At 69.7% G+C, this 16,856-nt stretch carries 13 protein-coding genes; 10 read left to right on the plus strand and 3 right to left on the minus strand.

Going from position 1 to position 16,856, the window contains the following annotated elements:
- Positions 1-580: 580 nt before the first annotated feature.
- The 5 genes from OVA30_RS16070 to OVA30_RS16090 all read left to right on the plus strand — a co-directional run bounded on the left by OVA30_RS16070 (position 581) and on the right by OVA30_RS16090 (position 5,610).
- The gene (locus OVA30_RS16070; protein ID WP_268176054.1) at positions 581-2,245 is read left to right on the plus strand and encodes a porin; all 1,665 of its coding nucleotides are present in this window, start codon (positions 581-583) and stop codon (positions 2,243-2,245) included.
- Positions 2,246-2,446: 201 nt separating this feature from the next.
- A complete protein-coding gene (locus OVA30_RS16075) occupies positions 2,447-3,358 on the plus strand; it encodes an amino acid ABC transporter substrate-binding protein (protein ID WP_012255134.1) in 912 nt (303 codons plus the stop codon).
- 34 nt (positions 3,359-3,392) lie between these two features.
- Positions 3,393-4,115 carry an amino acid ABC transporter permease gene (locus OVA30_RS16080; RefSeq protein ID WP_012255135.1) on the plus strand — a complete coding sequence of 241 codons (723 nt, stop codon included), beginning with the start codon at positions 3,393-3,395 and terminating at the stop codon, positions 4,113-4,115.
- Positions 4,115-4,807 (plus strand): amino acid ABC transporter permease, encoded by a 693-nt coding sequence (locus OVA30_RS16085; protein ID WP_004446344.1) that lies wholly within the window; start codon positions 4,115-4,117, stop codon positions 4,805-4,807. The genes OVA30_RS16080 and OVA30_RS16085 overlap by 1 nt, the downstream gene beginning before the upstream one ends.
- A 74-nt stretch (positions 4,808-4,881) precedes the next feature.
- Positions 4,882-5,610: an amino acid ABC transporter ATP-binding protein gene (locus OVA30_RS16090; protein WP_268177507.1), complete on the plus strand. Its 729-nt coding sequence runs from the start codon at positions 4,882-4,884 to the stop codon at positions 5,608-5,610.
- Between the two features lie 57 nt (positions 5,611-5,667).
- On the opposite strand, the gene OVA30_RS16095 is transcribed toward OVA30_RS16090, so the two are convergent.
- Together OVA30_RS16095 and OVA30_RS16100 are read right to left on the minus strand one after the other, a co-directional pair.
- Positions 5,668-6,621, minus strand: coding sequence for a DMT family transporter (locus OVA30_RS16095; protein ID WP_268176055.1), 954 nt, complete (start codon positions 6,619-6,621; stop codon positions 5,668-5,670).
- 44 nt (positions 6,622-6,665) lie between these two features.
- Positions 6,666-7,934, minus strand: coding sequence for an arsenic transporter (locus tag OVA30_RS16100; RefSeq protein WP_268176056.1), 1,269 nt, complete (start codon positions 7,932-7,934; stop codon positions 6,666-6,668).
- A 383-nt stretch (positions 7,935-8,317) separates the two neighbouring features.
- Between OVA30_RS16100 and OVA30_RS16105 the strand changes: the two genes are divergently transcribed.
- Positions 8,318-8,593 carry a hypothetical protein gene (locus OVA30_RS16105; RefSeq protein ID WP_004446348.1) on the plus strand — a complete coding sequence of 92 codons (276 nt, stop codon included), beginning with the start codon at positions 8,318-8,320 and terminating at the stop codon, positions 8,591-8,593.
- A gap of 343 nt (positions 8,594-8,936) precedes the next feature.
- On the opposite strand, the gene OVA30_RS16110 is transcribed toward OVA30_RS16105, so the two are convergent.
- A complete protein-coding gene (locus OVA30_RS16110) occupies positions 8,937-9,554 on the minus strand; it encodes a PepSY domain-containing protein (protein ID WP_268176057.1) in 618 nt (205 codons plus the stop codon).
- A gap of 276 nt (positions 9,555-9,830) precedes the next feature.
- On the opposite strand from OVA30_RS16110, the gene OVA30_RS16115 reads away from it, so the two are divergent.
- The 4 genes from OVA30_RS16115 to OVA30_RS16130 all read left to right on the plus strand — a co-directional run bounded on the left by OVA30_RS16115 (position 9,831) and on the right by OVA30_RS16130 (position 16,814).
- On the plus strand, positions 9,831-10,598 hold the full coding sequence (locus OVA30_RS16115) for an NUDIX hydrolase (RefSeq protein ID WP_076642235.1): 768 nt from the start codon (positions 9,831-9,833) through the stop codon (positions 10,596-10,598).
- A 1-nt stretch (position 10,599) separates the two neighbouring features.
- Entirely contained in the window at positions 10,600-11,580 is a 981-nt protein-coding gene (locus tag OVA30_RS16120) for an SPFH domain-containing protein (protein ID WP_268176058.1), read from the plus strand.
- Positions 11,581-11,591: 11 nt separating this feature from the next.
- Complete coding sequence (locus OVA30_RS16125) at positions 11,592-12,485, plus strand: hypothetical protein (protein ID WP_268176059.1); 894 nt, start codon at positions 11,592-11,594, stop codon at positions 12,483-12,485.
- Positions 12,486-12,731: 246 nt separating this feature from the next.
- Positions 12,732-16,814 (plus strand): Pls/PosA family non-ribosomal peptide synthetase, encoded by a 4,083-nt coding sequence (locus tag OVA30_RS16130; protein WP_268176060.1) that lies wholly within the window; start codon positions 12,732-12,734, stop codon positions 16,812-16,814.
- Positions 16,815-16,856 lie beyond the last annotated feature (42 nt).

A 16,856-nucleotide genomic window follows, 5' to 3' on the forward strand; every position in this document is an offset into this window, starting at 1 on the left:
TGCGTCGACGGGTTTTCCACATGGCGGCACGGGGCCAAAACGGAGCGAAATCAGGGAGTTGAACTGCGTATTTCAGTCGCTGAAATGCCTTCTCCCTTTGTCCCCCGCCTGCAACGGCCCGGACGAAACCTCGTGATGACCTGATTTTTTCGGGATTAAATCAAATCTTCTTCTTCGCCTGTCCGGCGAGGCAGGCCTCTCAACTCATCCGTGCAGGGGCGTGTCTCGGCTGAGCCCGCGCGATCCGGCTCCCTGCGCCGGGCTGTCCCGTCGCCACGATCGGATCATCCGTTTCATCCCGACCGGCCGCGTCGAAGGGACGGGGTGCGGCTGAAAAGTCACAGGCAGGCGCCGATCTGCGGCAACGTGCGATTGTGCGTGACGGGTCAACTACAGGGTTCTAGTATTTCAGTATTGATTCCTGCTTATACAAGCTTCCATGAAGATGGGCCATGTCTGCGCAGTCTGCACAAACGTTATGCAAGTCGTGCCCTCGACCGTCGTCATGTCTCCTCAGGGAGCGGCATGGCGGGCGACTCGGCGCCGTGAGGGGGCGGGGCTGATGGCGGAGGTCCGGTGGATGGGGCGGGTTGCAACCACAGGTCTGGCGGGAGCCGCGATCGCGGTCACGGCCGTGATGGCCGTCGACGCCGCCGGGGCGGCTGACCTGCCCGTCAGGAAGGCGGTCCCGATCGAGTTCGTCCGGGTCTGCAGCGCGAGCGGTGCAGGCTTCTTCTATATCCCCGGTACCGACACCTGCCTGCGCGTTTCGGGCCGCGCCCGCTTCGAGGCCGGGTACATCCCGGTCCAGAACCGCACCAACAGTGCGGGCGACCTGTCGCAGTACCGTGGGCTGATGCGCATGAACGTCGATGCGCGCACCCAGACCGGCTACGGGACCCTGCGCGCTTTCCTGCGCGTGGAGGCCGCGAGCCGTACCGGCGTGACCATGGCGTCGGGCACGCAGCAACGCATCGGCAACGCCTTTCCGGCGACCGGCCAGGACGCGCTCGGCCGGGTCCAGAACTATGTCGTGGCCGACAAGGCCTTCGTTCAATTCGCCGGGCTGACAGCGGGCCGCGCCTCCTCGTTCTTCGACTTCTACGCCCACGATTACGAGCTGATCGGCTCGACGGCGGGGTCGGACATGCCCTCCACCAACCTCCTGGCCTATACGTCCAAGATGGGGGAGGGCTGGTCGGCGACGCTGTCGATGGAGGATCCGAACCTCCGCAAGAACCCGTTCTACGCCGCCTCGGCCGCCCCCACCGGGACCATCCCCGGCCAGAGCGGCGTGAACAACGTCTTCGTCACCGCTCCGAGCCCCGTCATCCTCGGCACCAATGCCAACGGTACCGCCAGCACGGCCGTCTTCGTCGACGCGGTGCAGCGCTCGCGCATGCCGGACTTCGTCGGGGCGCTGCGCTACGATGCGGGCTGGGGCTCGATCCAACTCTCGGCCGCCGTCAAGGACGTCAATATCGGCGGCTTCATCGCCAATTCCGGCATCTCCACCCTGACCGCCGCGCCGGGTTCCGCGACGGGGCCGGTGGGCGCCGGCACCGCCGCAGCCCTGCTCGCCACCCGCGGCATCACATCGGGATCACAGACCGATCACGGTTGGGCGGTGCAGGGCGGCCTCAAGCTCAACCTGCCCTGGATCGCCGCGGGTGACGGGCTCTACCTGCAGGGCGCCTACGGCGAGGGCGCGCTGATTTATACCGGCTTCTCGTTCTTCACCGGCAACTATAGCAGCCAGCTCACCCCGGTGCAGGGCGGCCCCTTCGTACAGGCCCTGGCCGACGCGGTGATCAACCCGCTGACCGGCCGGATCGACCTGTCGAAGAGCTTCACGGCGACCGCCTCCCTCCTGCATTACTGGGCGCCCGAATGGCGCTCCGCCGTCTTCGGGAGCTATGGCGAGGTCGGGTTTCGGCGCGGCACCCGCGAGGCGTTCAGTCTCGTCAACAATCTCGTCGGCTCCTCCGCGCCGCCGACCGGCGCGGCCTTCGCATCCAACCCGATCCTGCGCGACAACTACCAGATCATCGCCGGCGCGAGCCTGATCTGGTCGCCGGTCAAGGATCTCGATATCGGCATCGAGGGAACCTATATCGGCACCGGCCTGCTCGGCGGGCGCGACGCCGACGCGACCCGCCCCGTCACCGTGAACGGCCTGCCGGCCTATACCGAGAAGCACTACGACACGACGCAGATCCGCATCCGTGTCCAGCGCGACTTCTGATGGTCCGCCCCGGATGCACCCGCCGGTAGGCCCTGGGGCGTGGCGCTTCGCACCGATGGTATGGGCTTTGCCTCAGCGAGCTTGTCCGGATCGGATGACAAGCGCTTCTCTCAGCATCACTATGCGTTTCAAATCGCGTGCCCGTCCCGCGGTTCGTCCCGGCTGCAACGAGGCGGTCGTCGTCAGAAAAAGGTCCGCCGTATGCACCTGAGTCATGCGCTTTTCCTCGCCGCCCTCGCGATTTCGGCGGCCACGGCACCGGTCGGCGCGCAGGAGTTGAGCGGAACCCTCAAGAAGGTGAAGGACACGGGCGCCATCACCATCGGCTATCGCGACGCCTCGGTGCCGTTCTCCTATCTCGACGGCAATCAGAAGCCGGTGGGCTACGCCTTCGAGATCTGTCTCAAGGTCGCCGACGCGGTCAAAGCGCATCTGAAGCTCGACACGCTGGAGGTGCGGCTCAACCCCGTCACCTCCGCCACCCGCATCCCGCTGATCGCCAACGGGACGATCGACCTCGAATGCGGCTCGACCACCAACAACGCCGACCGGCAGCGGCAGGCGGCCTTCACCAACACCCACTTCCTCACCGCGACGCGCTTCGTCGCCAAGCGGGACAAGGGGCTCGACAAGACCGACGACCTCAAGGGCCGCACCGTGGTCTCGACCTCGGGCACCACCAACATCCGCCAGATCAACGAGATCAACACCGCCCGGGGCCTCGGCATGCGGATCCTGCCGGCCAAGGACCACGCCGAGGCTTTCCTGATGGTCGAGACCGGCCGCGCCGACGCCTTCGTGACGGACGACGTGCTGCTCGCCGCCCTCGTCGCCGGATCGAAGACGCCCGACGCCTACGCGATCTCCTCGGAGGCGCAGTCGCGCCCCGAGCCCTACGGCATCATGCTGCGCAAGGACGACCCGGCCTTCAAGGCCGTGGTCGATGCCGCCACCGCCGCCCTCTACAAGAGCCCGGAGGGGACGGCGCTCTACGAGAAGTGGTTCACGCAAGCCATCCCGCCGCGGGGCATCAACCTGAAGCTCCCGATGAGCGAGGCGATGCGGAAGGCCTTGGCCAACCCCAGCGACAGCCCTGACCCGGCGGCCTACTGACCGGGCCGGCGCGGATGCGGTTGGGCGAACTGCGATGAACTACACCTGGAACTGGGGCATCTTCCTGGAGCCGTCCCCCGAGGGCGCCGGCACCTATGCCGACATGCTGCTCTCCGGGCTGGCCTGGACGGTGGTCACCGCCCTCTGCTCGTGGGCCATCGCCTTCACCCTCGGCTCGGTGGTCGGCGTGATGCGCACGCTGCCCTCGCGGACCGCCAACGCCATCGGCGCGGCCTATGTCGAGGGATTCCGCAACGTGCCGCTGCTGGTGCAGATGTTCCTCTGGTACTTCGTGCTGCCGGAACTCCTGCCCGCGCGTCTCGGCTCGGCCGTCAAGCAGATGCCGGATGCGCCGTTCTACACGGCGGTTCTGTGTCTGGGCTTCTTCACCGCCGCGCGGGTGGCCGAGCAGGTGCGGGCGGGCATCCGCGCCCTGCCGCGGGGGCAGGCGCAGGCGGGCCTCGCGCTGGGCCTCACCTGGGCGCAGACCTACCGCGCCGTGCTTCTGCCCAACGCCTACCGGATCATCCTGCCGCCGCTCACCTCGGAATTCCTGAACAACCTCAAGAACACCTCCGTCGCGCTGACCATCGGCCTGCTCGAACTCACGGCGCGGGCGCGCTCGATGCAGGAATTCTCGTTCCAGGTGTTCGAGGCCTTCACCGCGGCGACTCTGCTCTACGTCGCCCTCAACCTCGTGGTGATCGCGGGCGCGACCCTGCTGGAACGGCGCGTGGCCGTGCCGGGAGGGCGCTGATGTTCGGGCATTTCGACCTTTCCGTCGTCGCCAATTCGCTGCCCTACCTGTTCGGCGAGGGGATGGTGTTCACGCTGACGCTGACCGCGCTCGCGGCGAGCGGCGGCATCGTGCTCGGCACCGGGCTGGCGCTGCTGCGGCTCTCGGGCGTGCCGGGTCTGACGCATGCGGCCAAGTTTTATGTCGAGCTGATGCGGTCCCTGCCGCTCGTGCTGGTGATCTTCTGGTTCTACTTCCTCGTGCCCTATCTCGGCGCCTGGGCGATCGGCGCGGACACGCCGATCCAGGTCGGGGCGTTTGCCAGCGCGCTCGTCACCTTCACCCTGTTCGAGGCGGCCTACTTCTCCGAGATCGTGCGGGCCGGCATCCAGTCGATCCCGAAGGGCCAGAGCGCGGCGGCTCGGGCGCTCGGCATGAGCTACGCGCAGGTCATGCGGCTCGTGGTGCTGCCGCAGGCGTTCCGCAACATGGTGCCGCTGCTGCTGACGCAGACGATCGTGCTCTTTCAGGACACCTCGCTCGTCTACGTGCTGTCGCTGACCGACTTCCTCGGCGCCGCCTCCAAGGTGGCGCAGCGCGACGGGCGGCTCGTGGAGATGTACCTGTTCGCCGCGCTGGTCTACTTCGCCGTGTGCTTCGCAGCCTCGCTGCTGGTGCGCCGGCTCCAGGCCCGCACGGCGATCGCCCGGTGACGGATAATCAGGATGAGGGTGGGCCGATGACCGCGCCGCTGACATCGCCGCAGCCGCCCGCCGCGGGCGGGACGATGATCGCCATCGAGGCGGTGTCGAAGTGGTACGGCGAGGTCCGGGTCCTGTCCGGCTGCTCCACCGCGGTGACGCGCGGCGAGGTGGTGGTGGTGTGCGGCCCCTCGGGCTCGGGCAAGTCGACGCTGCTGAAATGCGTCAACGCCCTGGAGCCGTTCCAGGAGGGGCAGATCACCGTCGATGGCACGCGGGTGCGGGACAAGGCCACCAACCTGCCGCGGCTGCGCGCGCGGGTCGGCATGGTGTTCCAGCATTTCGAGCTGTTCCCGCATCTCAGCGTCCTCGACAACCTCACGCTCGCTCCGCGCAAGGTGCTCGGGCGTTCGAAGGCAGAGGCGGCCCAGCGCGGCCTCGACCTGCTCGCCCGCGTCGGCCTCTCGGCGCATGCACATAAACATCCGGGCCAGCTCTCGGGCGGGCAGCAGCAGCGGGTGGCGATCGCCCGGGCACTCGCCATGGACCCGGTGGTGATGCTGTTCGACGAACCGACCTCGGCGCTCGATCCCGAGATGGTCGGCGAGGTGCTCGACGTCATGGTGGAACTGGCCCGCGACGGTATGACGATGATGGTCGTGACCCACGAGATGGGGTTCGCCCGCAAGGTGGCCGACCGGGTGGTGTTCATGGATCGCGGCGAGATCGTCGAGGACGTGGCGAAGGACGCCTTCTTCGACCGGCCCCGCAGCGAGCGCGCCCAGCAGTTTCTGTCGAGGATCCTCGCGCATTGACGCCCACCGGCCGCCCCCGGCTCTGCCCGTGAGGCGTTCCGGGCTCGGTCGCGGCTGTCAGAACAGCGAGATGAGGACGATGCCGACCACCATCAGGGCGGCCCCGCCCAGCCGCGAGGCGCCGGCCCGCACCCGCTTCATGCCGACCCAGCCGAAATGGTCCAGCGCCACCGAGGTCAGCAGGTTGGCGGTGATCAGGAGGCCGTTGAAGGCGCCCGCGCCGACCTTGTCGACGAAGAGCAGGCCGGCGAACACGGCCACGGCGCCGGTGAGGCCGGCCAGCGGCATCCACCAGCGCACCCCCTCGATATCGGCTCGCTGCGGCAGCGGCTTCGGCCGCAGCAGGAAGACCAGCACGAAGACGAACACCACCGGCAGGAACGAGACCAGGGCCGCGAGCCACGGGTTGATCAGGGCTCCGCGCAACTGCGCGTTCCAGACCACGCCGATCGCCTGCAGGGCGCCCGCGACGACGATGAAGGGATAGAGCAGCCGCGGGTTGAGGCCGTGGCCGGCATCCTTGGTCTCGTCTTGCCCGGCGCCTTGCCCGGCGCCTTTGCCGGGCGTGACGCGGGCGATGAAGGTCACGCCGATCGCCATGAGCAGGCCGCCGAGCCAGGGCATCGGCTTGAACCCACCGCCTTGCAGCCCGAACAGGCCCAGCGAATCCATCGCCAGCGAGGTCAGGATGTTGGCCGTCAGCGTCAGGCCGTTGAAGGGGCCGGCGCCGACCTTGTCGACGAAGGCGAGGCCGCCGAACACCGCCACGGCACCAGCCACGCCGCCGAGCGGCGCGTACCACGGCATCGCCGCCAGCGAGTCGAGGCTGGGCAGCGGCGTCGGCATCACGAGGAACAGCGTCGCGAAGACGAAGACGATCGGCAGGAAGGAGACCGCGGCGGCGAGGAACGGGTTGACGAGGTGCCCGCGCAACTGCGCGTTCATGGAGTTGCCGAGCGCCTGGAGCGCGCCCGCCACGATGATGAAGGGATAGAGCAGGGCGGCACTCACGCGGGTCGGCCTCCGGATCGGCAGCGGGCTGGGATGGGAGTGGATCAGGCGAGGATCAGAGCCGCGAGGGCCAGCGCCAGCGCCGGGGGCATGACCAGGGCGCCGAGCTTCAGGAACGCCCAGGCGGAGACGTTTTGGCCCTCGCGGCGGATCGCGGTGAGCCAGAGGATCGTGGCGAGCGAGCCCGTGACCGAGAGGTTCGGCCCGAGATCGACGCCGATCAGGATCGCCCCCGCCACCGTCTCCGGCACATGGGCAGCCTGCACCGCGGCGCCCGCCAGGAGGCCCGCCGGCAGGTTGTTCACGAGGTTCGATCCGAACGCGACGAGCGCGCCGCCGGCCCAGGCCGTCGCGGCGGGATCACCCTGCGCGGCGCGGCCCAGGAGGTCGGCGAGCCTTGCGAGCAGGCCGGTCTTCTCCAGGGACTCGACGAGGACGAAGAGCCCGGCGACCAGAGGCAGCACGCCCCAGGAGACGTCCCGAACGACCGCGACCAGCCCGCCCCGGTTGATCGCGAGCACGACGAGGGTGGTGGCGAGCCCGGCGATGAAGGTCGGAAGACCGAGTTCGATCCCGGCGGCAGAGGCGCCGATCAGGGCCGCGCCGGTGGCGACGATGCCCCCGGCCGCGATCGTGCCGCCGAGCCCGAGCCTCGGGATCGCGACGTCGGTCGCGACCGTCTCGGCCTTCAGCCGCGCGTTCTGGGTCAGGCGCAGGACGAGATAAGTCGCGACGATGGCGAGGAGGGAGGGCAGGGTGAAGGTCGCCAGCCAGCGGCCGAGCGGCGGCATGTGCTCGGCGAAGACGACGAGGTTGGCCGGGTTCGAGATCGGCAGCACGAAGCTCGCCGCGTTGGCGATGAAGGCGCAGACGAACAGGTAGGGCAGGGGCTGCTTCACCCCGGCGGCCCGCGTCGCGGCGAAGACGGCGGGCGTCAGCACCACCGCGCAGGCATCGTTCGAGAGGAAGATCGTGACCACCGTGCCGACGACGTAGACGAGCGAGAACAGCCGCGTCGGCGACCCCTTCGCGGCCCGCACCGCGTGGGCGGCGAGCCAATCGAACAGGCCCTGCTTCCGGGCGATCTCGGAGAGCAGCATCATCCCCACGAGGAAGAGGTAGACGTCGGTGCCCTTGGCCGCGCCCTCCAGGGCGGTCTGCCAGGGGATCAGGCCGAGGAGGACGAGGAGCACCGCGCCGAGCACCGCCCAGATCGCCTCCGGCCAGGAGAACGGGCGCAGGATCACGCCGAGCGTCGCCAGCGCGGCGATACCCCAGGTCGCCGCGTTCGGGTTCGGGATGAGCGCGCCCATCGGCGTCGGGCTTCCTTCTGTCGGGGAGGATCACGGGATTCGGAGCGGCAGGGCACTGCTGCGGTTCGCTCCGGCTTGGAGCAGGATCGCGCATGACCTCTGCGAGACCAAGCCCCGACGGTCTGTGCATCGCCGCCGATCCGCCGCTCAAGATTTCTCGCGCGCCGCCGTTCCTGTTTCATCCATCACAAGGGCGCGATCTTCGCGGGAGCTGAGTATGTGGGGCGGGATGCGTGCTCCGGACGGCCTCGGAGGCGCGTGATCCCGAGCCCTGATCGAGCGATGCGCCGCGATGCGATGGTGCGAAGCGGGCAGGGCGGAACAGCGTCCCGGAGCGCCGGTTCTCCCAGGGCCCATCACCTCAACAAACAGGGAGATCCGCCATGAAGGCTCTGACCTTCGCCCTCGCCAGCACCCTCCTGCTCGCGCCCGCGGCCTTCGCCGCCGAAGGCACGGGGGCTTCCGGCACAAGCCGCTCCGGCACGGCCGACAGCACGGGGCCGAACGATGCCGGTTCGGGGGCGTCCCCCGGAGCGGCCGGAAGCGGCCCGACTTCGGGTGACAAGAGCCGCTCCGGCACGGCCAACAGCACGGGCGCCAACGATGCCGGCTCCGGTTCCTCGCCCGGCGCCAGCGGCAAAGGCCACGAGGCCCGTTAGAGCGCATCCCGACGAAGCGGTTACCGGCTTTCGGGACGGCGCTCCAAAACAGGAAGGCAGCGTCGTATCCCGGACGCCGAAGGGGTCGGCTTGGCCGGTCATGTGCGGCTAAGGCGCGACGGCGCCATCTGGCGCACCGCCTATGAAATCATTCGCCGGCACCCGTTCCCGGATGCCGGCGGTCATGAGTGTCGGGACGCTCCACCGGAGTGGCCATCCGCGTCCTGCCCCTCCCGAGGCGGCGCGTCGGCGGCGGGCCGTCCGGGTTCCGCGCGGTTCCCGGACGCTCTTGCGCGATCGCCGCTCGACAGCCTCTCCTCGGGAGGAGGGGGCTAAAGCGGGATCAGTCGTTCTTCACCGTGCCGTCCGGGCTGACCTTGACCTCCTGCTCGCGGTCGGTGAGCGCCAGCTTGATCTCGTACTCGACCGCATTGCCCTCGCGTTCGACCTCGGCCTCGTAGGCCTTGCTGCCGGGGCTCTTCTGCTCGGCGAGCTTGATCGCGTCCTTCAGCGAGACCTTGGCGTTCTGGAAGTCGCTCGCCTTCAGCCGGGTGAAGTAGCGCTCGAACGGCTGGTTCTCGCTCTTGTAGAGATCGCCCGTGTCGGCGTTGACGCCGTGCTCGACGAGCTTGCCGCTCGGGTACACGACCTTGATCGAGTAGTGCGCCGGGTTCTTGCTGTCGGCCTTCTCGAAGTCGGCGTCGATCGCCTTGCCGCCCTTCTCTTCGCCTTCGGCCTTGCCCTCGGCGGTAGCGATGGCCTGCGCGAGGCCGACCTTGGCCGACTTGGCGATCTGCCACTCCTTGAGGTCGCTGTTGGACTTGGTCGCTTCCGTGGCGCTCGGGGCGCGGCCGGTGTTCTCCGGATTCTTGGTCAGGTCGGGGTTCTGGGCCGCGGCGAGGCCGGTCATCAGGGCCAGCAGGCCGGTGGCGGCGGTGAGGCGCAGGAAATTCGTCTTCATGTGGCGGGCTTTCCGTTTCTTGTGTCGGCGCCTGAGGCGCTCGAGCTTGTTGCGGACCCACAGAACGGTCCGAGCCGCCGCTTGGTTGCAGCGCGTCACCGCGTTCGAGGCATGCTGGTGCGCGCCATCGACGATCGAAAGGGCCAGAAATCGACAGGGCCCGAGATCGACAGGGCCGGCACTGGCGCGCCCGAATTCACGCGCCCCATTGACATATATTCGATGCGCGAATAACTAATTTGCCAGTCGAATATAAGCTGGATCGGGCGTGATCCCATGAGCCAAGCCGAGTCCGAGGCCGCCTTCCTGGCGCGCTACGATCCCGCCGATTACGCCCGGCCCGCCGTGGCCGTCGATCTGGTGCTGCTGGGCCTTTCCGGCGGTCGCCCGACCCTCCTGCTGCTGAAGCGTGACCGGCACCCGCATGCGGGGCGCCATGCGCTGCCCGGCGGCTTCGTTGGGATCGACGAGGCGTTGGATGACGCCGCCGCACGCGTCCTGCGCGAGAAGGCGGGCGGGGCGCGGGCGCATCTGGAGCAGCTCTACACCTTCGGTGCCGTGGAGCGTGATCCGCGCATGCGCATCATCACGGTCGCCTATCTCGCGCTCCTGACCGAGGCGGCCTTCGCCGAGGCACGGGCGCGGGCCCCGGCCCTGATTCCCGGCGCGGTCGCGGCGTCGCCCGCGGCGGAGGGATCCGTGACGGTCCATGCGGCCGACGGCGCGGCTTTGCCGCTCGCCTTCGACCACGCCGAGATCGTCGCGCTGGCGATCCGGCGTCTGCGGGGCAAGCTCGACTATTCGGAGGTCGGCTTCGCCCTGCTGCCGGAGCTGTTCACTCTGCGCCAGCTTCAGGACGTGCACGAGGCGATCCTCGGCACAGGCCTTAACAAGCCCGCCTTCCGCCGCCGCATGCTCGACCGCGGCTGGCTCGACCCCACCGGCCGCTTCGAGACGGGCACGTCCTACCGCCCCGCCGAGCTGTACCGCCTTCGCCGAACCCCTTCCCAAACCTCTTGGCAAACCCCCGCTCAAGGAGACTGACATGGCCACGATCCGCCGCTTCGGCGTCCTCTCCCAGTTGCGCAGCGAGGCGAGCCACTACGTCATCCGTTACCGCAACGGCCGCCCGCGCCAGAGCGGGCGCGGCCTCGTCTTCTGGTTCCGGCCGGAGACGGCGAGCATCAGCGAGTTGCCGATGGACGACCGCGAGATGACGCTGTTCGTCCGCGGCCGCAGCGCGGATTTCCAGGCGGTTGCGGTGCAGGGCAGCATCGGCTGGCACGTCGCCGATCCCGAGCGGCTCGCCGCCCGCGTCGATTTCTCCCTCGACCTGCGCACCGGCCGGCTCCAGGGCGAGCCGGTGGAGCGGATCGAGGCGCGCATCGCCGGGCTGGCCAACCAGAGTGTGCTGCAATTCCTCGGGACCGCGCCGGTGCGCGCCCTGCTCGATGCCGGGCCGGAGGCCCTGCGCGGGCAGGTGCAGGCGACGCTCGCCAACGATCCGTCGCTGGCCGAGATCGGCGTCGCGGTGGTCTCGGTGCGGCTCACCAACCTCGCCCCGTCGAGCGAGCTGGAGCGCGCGCTCCAGACGCCGACCTACGAGGCGCTGCAACAGAAGGCGGACGAGGCCACCTTCGCCCGCCGGGCTGTCGCCGTGGAGAAGGAGCGCGCCATCGCCGAGAACGAACTCGCCACCAAGACCGAGCTGGCCCGGCGCGAGAGCCTGCTGATCGCCGAGGAAGCGCAGAACGCCCGCAACCGGGCGCAGGCGCGGGCGGAGGCGGAAGGAATCGAGGCCGGCGCCGAGGCCGAGCGCATCCGCATGGTCGAGGGCGCGCGGGCCGAGGCCGAGCGGGCCCGCGTCGCGATCTACCGCGACGTGGCGCCGGGCACCCTGCTCGGGCTGGCCGCCCAGGCGCTGGCGGGCAAGCTCGACACGATCGAGCACGTGAACGTCACGCCGGACCTCCTCGCCACCCTGCTCGGCGAGGTCCGCCGGCCGGCCAGCCTTCCGGTCCGCTGAGGGAGGGGCTCATGGCCGCGCTCACCCCCCGGGCGGTCTTCGTCACCCGCGAGACCGATTACGAGTTGCTGATCGCCCGGCACGCCACGCGGGGACAGGCCCGCTTCTTCCTCGAGAGCCGCGGCCAGGGGCTCGCCGCGGTCGAGGCGCGCCACGAGCGCTTCCACGCGGTGCTGGCACAGGCGCGGGCCGCGGTGCCGGGCGAGTGGCGCCAGGCCCTGGTGCGGCGGGCCGACCTCGACCGCTTCCTGTTCGCCGGGGACGACGTGGTCGTCGCCGTCGGGCAGGACGGGCTGATCGCCAACGTCGCCAAGTATCTGGGCGAACAGCCGGTGATCGGGGTGAACCCAGCACCCGACCTCTATGACGGCGTGCTGGCGCGCAACCCCGTCGAGCGGCTGGCCCGGCTGCTGCCGGCGAGCGTCGCCGGCGCCGCCGCGATCGAGCGGCGCACCATGGTCCAGGCGGTAATCGACGGCACCGAGCGCCTGTTCGCCCTCAACGAGATTTTTGTCGGCCACCGCAGCCACCAATCCGCGCGCTACCGGATCGAGGCCGGAAGCGAGGCGGAGGAGCATTCCTCCAGCGGCCTCATCGTCGCCTCCGGCACCGGGGCGACCGGCTGGGCCCGCTCGATCAGTGAGGCGACCCGGCTCGACCTGTCGCTCGGACCCGACGAGCGGGCGGTGGGCTACTGGGTGCGCGAGCCGTTCCCCAGCGTCGCCACCGCGACGCGGCTGCGCGCCGGCAAGCTCACCGATGCGCCGCTGGTCGTCACCTCGCGGATGAACGAGGGCGGCGTGATCTTCGCCGACGGCATCGAGCAGGACTTTCTGGGCTTCGGCTGGGGCCGGCAGGTGCGGATCGCGCCGGCCGACCGGGCCCTGCACCTCGTCACCGGCTGAGCCGGGCGGCATCGCAGGTCCGGGCTGTTCGGGAAGACCGGTTTCCTGGCCGCCCATCCCGTATATGGAACGCGTGCGGGACATCCGGGCGGGTCTCTCGACCACAATCATCCGTATGGCGCGATCCTGTCGCAAAACCGCCAAGGGTGCCGAGCATGGGGCGCGGGATCGCGCGCCGCCAGCGTCGGCGCGGGATTCGACCGATCCGGGAATGGGCAGCACGTGGAATCGGCAGCAGAGCATCGGATGAGCAGTCTCGCCGAGGTGGGACGGCACGACGAAGGACCGGGCGAGCGCCTCGGCGGCCGCGCCGTTCTGCGGGGGGCCGCGCGGCCCGACCTGATCCGCCGGGAGACCCTGGCCGACCTGTTCCGGGCGAGCGCCGCCGCGCGCGCCGACGCGCCCTGCCTGATCGACGCCGCCGAGCCCGGCTCCGGCGGGCGCCGTCCGGTCCTGACCTATGCGGAGGTCGATGCCCGCTCCGACGCTATCGCCGCCGGGCTGTCCACCCGCGGCATCGGCCCCGGCGACGTCGTGGGGCTGTGGATGGCCCGCGGCACCGAACTGCTGATCGCGCAGATCGGTATCACGAAATCCGGCGCCGCCTGGCTCCCCTTCGACGCCGAGGCGCCCGCCGACCGGGTCGCGGTCTGCCTGAACGATGCCGAGGCCAAGGCGCTCCTCGTCTCGGAGGCCCTGCGGCCGCAGGCGCCGGAAGGCACGCCCGCGCTCACGACGGCCGAGGTTCTGGCAGCGGGGCAGGGGGCATCATCGCCCGATCTCGACGCCGCCGGCCTCGGGCCGGAGCACCCGGCCTACCTGATCTACACCTCGGGCTCGACCGGCGTGCCGAAGGGCATCGTCATCAGCCACGCCAACATCTGCCACTTCCTGCGCTCGGGCAACGCGGTCTACGGCCTCTGCGCCGACGACGTGGTGTTCCAAGGCGCCTCCGTCGCCTTCGATCTCTCGATGGAGGAGATCTGGGTTCCCTATCTCGTCGGCGCCTGCCTGTTCGTGGCGAGTCCGGCGATGATGGGCGACGTCGAATCCCTGCCCGCGATCATCGCGGAGGCCCGGATCACCGTGCTCGACACGGTGCCGACCCTGCTCGCCATGATCCCCGGCGACCTGCCGAGCGTCCGCCTCGTGCTGCTCGGCGGCGAGGCTCTGCCCGAGCCGCTGGTGGCGCGCTGGGCGACCGATCGGCGGCGCCTGTTCAACACCTACGGCCCGACCGAAGCCACCGTGGTGGCGACCGCCGCCGAGATGCGGCCGGGCCGGCCCGTCACCATCGGCGGTCCGATCCCGAATTATTCGGTCTACGTCGCCGACGAGGCGCTGAACCTCCTCGCGCCGGGCGAACAAGGCGAGCTGCTGATCGGCGGCCCCGGCGTTGCGGCGGGCTACCTCAAGCGGCCCGAACTGACGGCGGAAAAGTTCGTCGCCAACCCCTACCCGTCCGACGGAACCGATCCGGTGCTCTACCGCTCGGGCGATGCGGTCTCGATGACGCCGGAGGGCGACATCGTCTTCCACGGCCGCATCGACGATCAGGTCAAGATCCGCGGGTTCCGCGTGGAGCTCGGCGAGATCGAGGCGCGCATCCGGGCGCAGGACGGGATCAATCAGGCGGCGGTGGTGCTGCGGCGCGACGACGAGGTCGATCGCCTCGTCGCCTTCCTCGTGCCTGAGCGAAATGCCGCCCTCGACCGCGCGGCGCTGCGAAAGAATCTCGCGGCGCAGATGCCGCCCTACATGGTGCCCGGCCATTTCGAGGCGGTCGAGACCCTGCCGCGGCTCACCTCCGGCAAGGTCGATCGCAAGGCGCTGCGGATCGCGTCGCTGACCGTGACGGTCGCCGACGGCGAGCAGGAGGCCCCCGACAACGAGACCGAGGCCGCTTTGCTGGCGGCGGCGAAAAAGGTGTTCGGCGACGGTCCGATCGGGCTCGAGGCCGACTTCTTCTCCGAGCTCGGCGGCCACTCGCTGCTCGCCGCCCGCTTCGTCGGTGCGGTGCGCGAGGCCCCGGCGCTCGCCGGAATCACCCTGCAGGACGTCTATAACGGCCGCACCCTGCGGGTGATGGCCGCGAGTCTGATCGAGCGCACGGGCGGGGCCGGCGCCCAGACCGCGATCCGCGACCTGAGCTTTGCCCCGCCCCCGCTGCTGCGCCGGGCGCTGTGCGGGCTGGCGCAGGCGATCACGCTGCCCTTCGTCATCGCGCTCGCCACCGCGCAATGGCTCGGCATCTTCGTCACCTACCTGCTGCTCACCGGCGGCGGGCTCGGCTTCTGGGGCGAACTCGGCGTTCTCCTTCTGGTCTATATCGGCATCAACGCGGTCACCGCGACGATCGCGATCGCCGCCAAATGGCTGATCCTCGGGCGAACGAAGCCGGGGCGCTATCCGCTCTGGGGCGTCTATTATTACCGCTGGTGGCTGGCGCAGCGCCTGACGCCGCTGGTGCACATCAAGTGGCTCCAGGGCTCCCCCGTCATCGTCACCTATCTGCGCCTGCTCGGCGCGCGGATCGGCGATGACGTGCTGATCTCCGACCTCGATGTCGGCGCACCCGATCTGCTCACCATCGGCCGCGGCGCGTCGCTCGGCGGGCGGCTGGTGATCGCCAACGCGGAGGTCGTCGGCAACGAACTCGTCATCGGCTCCGTCGAGATCGGCGAGGATGTCGCCATCGGCACCTCCTGCGTGATCGGCCCCGGCACGGTGATCGGCGACCATGCCGAGATCGCCGACCTCACCACCGTGCCGGCCGGCACCGAAGTCGGGCCGGCCGAGGCCTGGGACGGCTCGCCCGGCCGCCGGGTCGGCACTGTCGATTTTTCCGCGCTGCCGGAACCGGCCACCGCCTCGCCCGCCCGCCGGGCGGCCTTCGGTGCGGTCTACGCCTTCCTGCTCGCGGCGGTGCCGGCGGTCGGCCTGCTGCCGATCTTCCCGGCCTTCTACCTCTTCGACCAGATCTCGGATAACCTCTCGGAGCTCACCGACGTCGATTACCACGTCTACCTGCCGCTGCTGACCTGGCCCACCGCCATGCTGATGACGGCGGGCACGGTGCTGCTCATCGCCGCCATCCGCTGGGCGGTGCTGCCGCGGGTCACGCACGGCACCTTCTCGATCTGGTCGGGCTTCTACCTGCGCAAATGGCTGGTGGCGCTCGCCTCCGAAGTGACGCTGGAGACGCTCTCCTCGCTGTTCGCCACCGTCTACATGCGGGCGTGGTACCGGCTGATGGGCGCGCGGATGGGAAGGGGCGCCGAGATCTCGACCAATCTCGGCTCGCGCCACGACCTCGTCGCGGTCGGCGCCAACAACTTCATCGCCGACGAGGTGGTGGTCGGCGAGGAGGAGATCCGCCGCGGCTGGATGCATCTCCACACGGTCGAGACCGGCGCCCGCGTCTTCGTCGGCAATGACGGCGTGCTGCCGCCGGGCGCACACATCCCCGACGACGTGCTGATCGGCATCAAGTCGAAGCCGCCGGCCAACGACAAGATGGGGCCGGGCGAGACGTGGTTCGGCTCGCCGCCGATCCGCCTGCCGGTCCGCCAGAAGGTCGATCTCGGCTCCAACGCCCAGACCTTCGAGCCGAGCGTGTGGGCCAAGCTCCGGCGCGGCCTGTTCGAGGCCTTCGCCACCTCGTTCTCGCCGATGCTCTACATCTCGCTCGCTATCTGCGCGATCGACTGGGTGTTCTACCCGGCCATCCTCGCCGAGGATTGGGGCGGGCTGGCGCTCGCCTTCGTACTCGTGAGCCTCGCCATCGCGCTGATCCAGACGAGCAGCGTCATCGCCCTCAAATGGCTCCTGATGGGACGCTACCGCCCCGGCATGCGGCCGATGTGGTCGTGGTGGGCGATGCGGACCGAGGCGATCGCCGTCGCCTATTGGGGGCTCGCCGGCAAGGTGCTGCTGGAGCACCTGATGGGCACGCCGTTCCTGCCCTGGATGCTGCGGCTCTTCGGCGTGAAGGTGGGCAAGGGCGCCTGCCTGCTGATGACCGATATCACCGAGTTCGACTGCGTCGAGATCGGCGACTTCGCGGCGATCAACCGCTCGGCCGCGCTCCAGACCCATCTCTACGAGGACCGCATCATGAAGGTCGGCCGCGTCGTGGTCGGGCGCGGCGTCACGGTGGGCGCCTTCTCCACCGTGCTCTACGACAGCCATGTCGGCGACTACGCGCGGCTGCGCCCGCTCACCATCGTCATGAAGGGCGAGTCGATCCCGGCGCATTCGGAATGGGAGGGCGCGCCCGCCGTGCCCGTGGTGCACGCGGCGGGCGAGGCTGTGGCGCGGGCGGCCTGAGGCCGGAGCCTCTCGCCGCCGCAGGCCTTTTCATGCAATGTT

Origin of the sequence: Methylorubrum sp. SL192, from assembly GCF_026672325.1 — a bacterium.
GTDB lineage: Bacteria > Pseudomonadota > Alphaproteobacteria > Rhizobiales > Beijerinckiaceae > Methylobacterium > Methylobacterium extorquens.

Excerpts from the sequence above, each read along its gene's own strand:
- OVA30_RS16070 (WP_268176054.1), top strand. The coding sequence starts at position 581 with ATGGGGCGGGTTGCAACCACAGGTCTGGCGGGAGCCGCGATCGCGGTC.
- OVA30_RS16075 (WP_012255134.1), top strand. The coding sequence starts at position 2,447 with ATGCACCTGAGTCATGCGCTTTTCCTCGCCGCCCTCGCGATTTCGGCG.
- OVA30_RS16080 (WP_012255135.1), top strand. The coding sequence starts at position 3,393 with ATGAACTACACCTGGAACTGGGGCATCTTCCTGGAGCCGTCCCCCGAG.
- OVA30_RS16085 (WP_004446344.1), top strand. The coding sequence starts at position 4,115 with ATGTTCGGGCATTTCGACCTTTCCGTCGTCGCCAATTCGCTGCCCTAC.
- OVA30_RS16090 (WP_268177507.1), top strand. The coding sequence starts at position 4,882 with ATGATCGCCATCGAGGCGGTGTCGAAGTGGTACGGCGAGGTCCGGGTC.
- OVA30_RS16100 (WP_268176056.1), bottom strand. The coding sequence starts at position 7,934 with ATGGGCGCGCTCATCCCGAACCCGAACGCGGCGACCTGGGGTATCGCC.
- OVA30_RS16105 (WP_004446348.1), top strand. The coding sequence starts at position 8,318 with ATGAAGGCTCTGACCTTCGCCCTCGCCAGCACCCTCCTGCTCGCGCCC.
- OVA30_RS16110 (WP_268176057.1), bottom strand. The coding sequence starts at position 9,554 with ATGAAGACGAATTTCCTGCGCCTCACCGCCGCCACCGGCCTGCTGGCC.
- OVA30_RS16115 (WP_076642235.1), top strand. The coding sequence starts at position 9,831 with ATGAGCCAAGCCGAGTCCGAGGCCGCCTTCCTGGCGCGCTACGATCCC.
- OVA30_RS16120 (WP_268176058.1), top strand. The coding sequence starts at position 10,600 with ATGGCCACGATCCGCCGCTTCGGCGTCCTCTCCCAGTTGCGCAGCGAG.
- OVA30_RS16125 (WP_268176059.1), top strand. The coding sequence starts at position 11,592 with ATGGCCGCGCTCACCCCCCGGGCGGTCTTCGTCACCCGCGAGACCGAT.
- OVA30_RS16130 (WP_268176060.1), top strand. The coding sequence starts at position 12,732 with ATGAGCAGTCTCGCCGAGGTGGGACGGCACGACGAAGGACCGGGCGAG.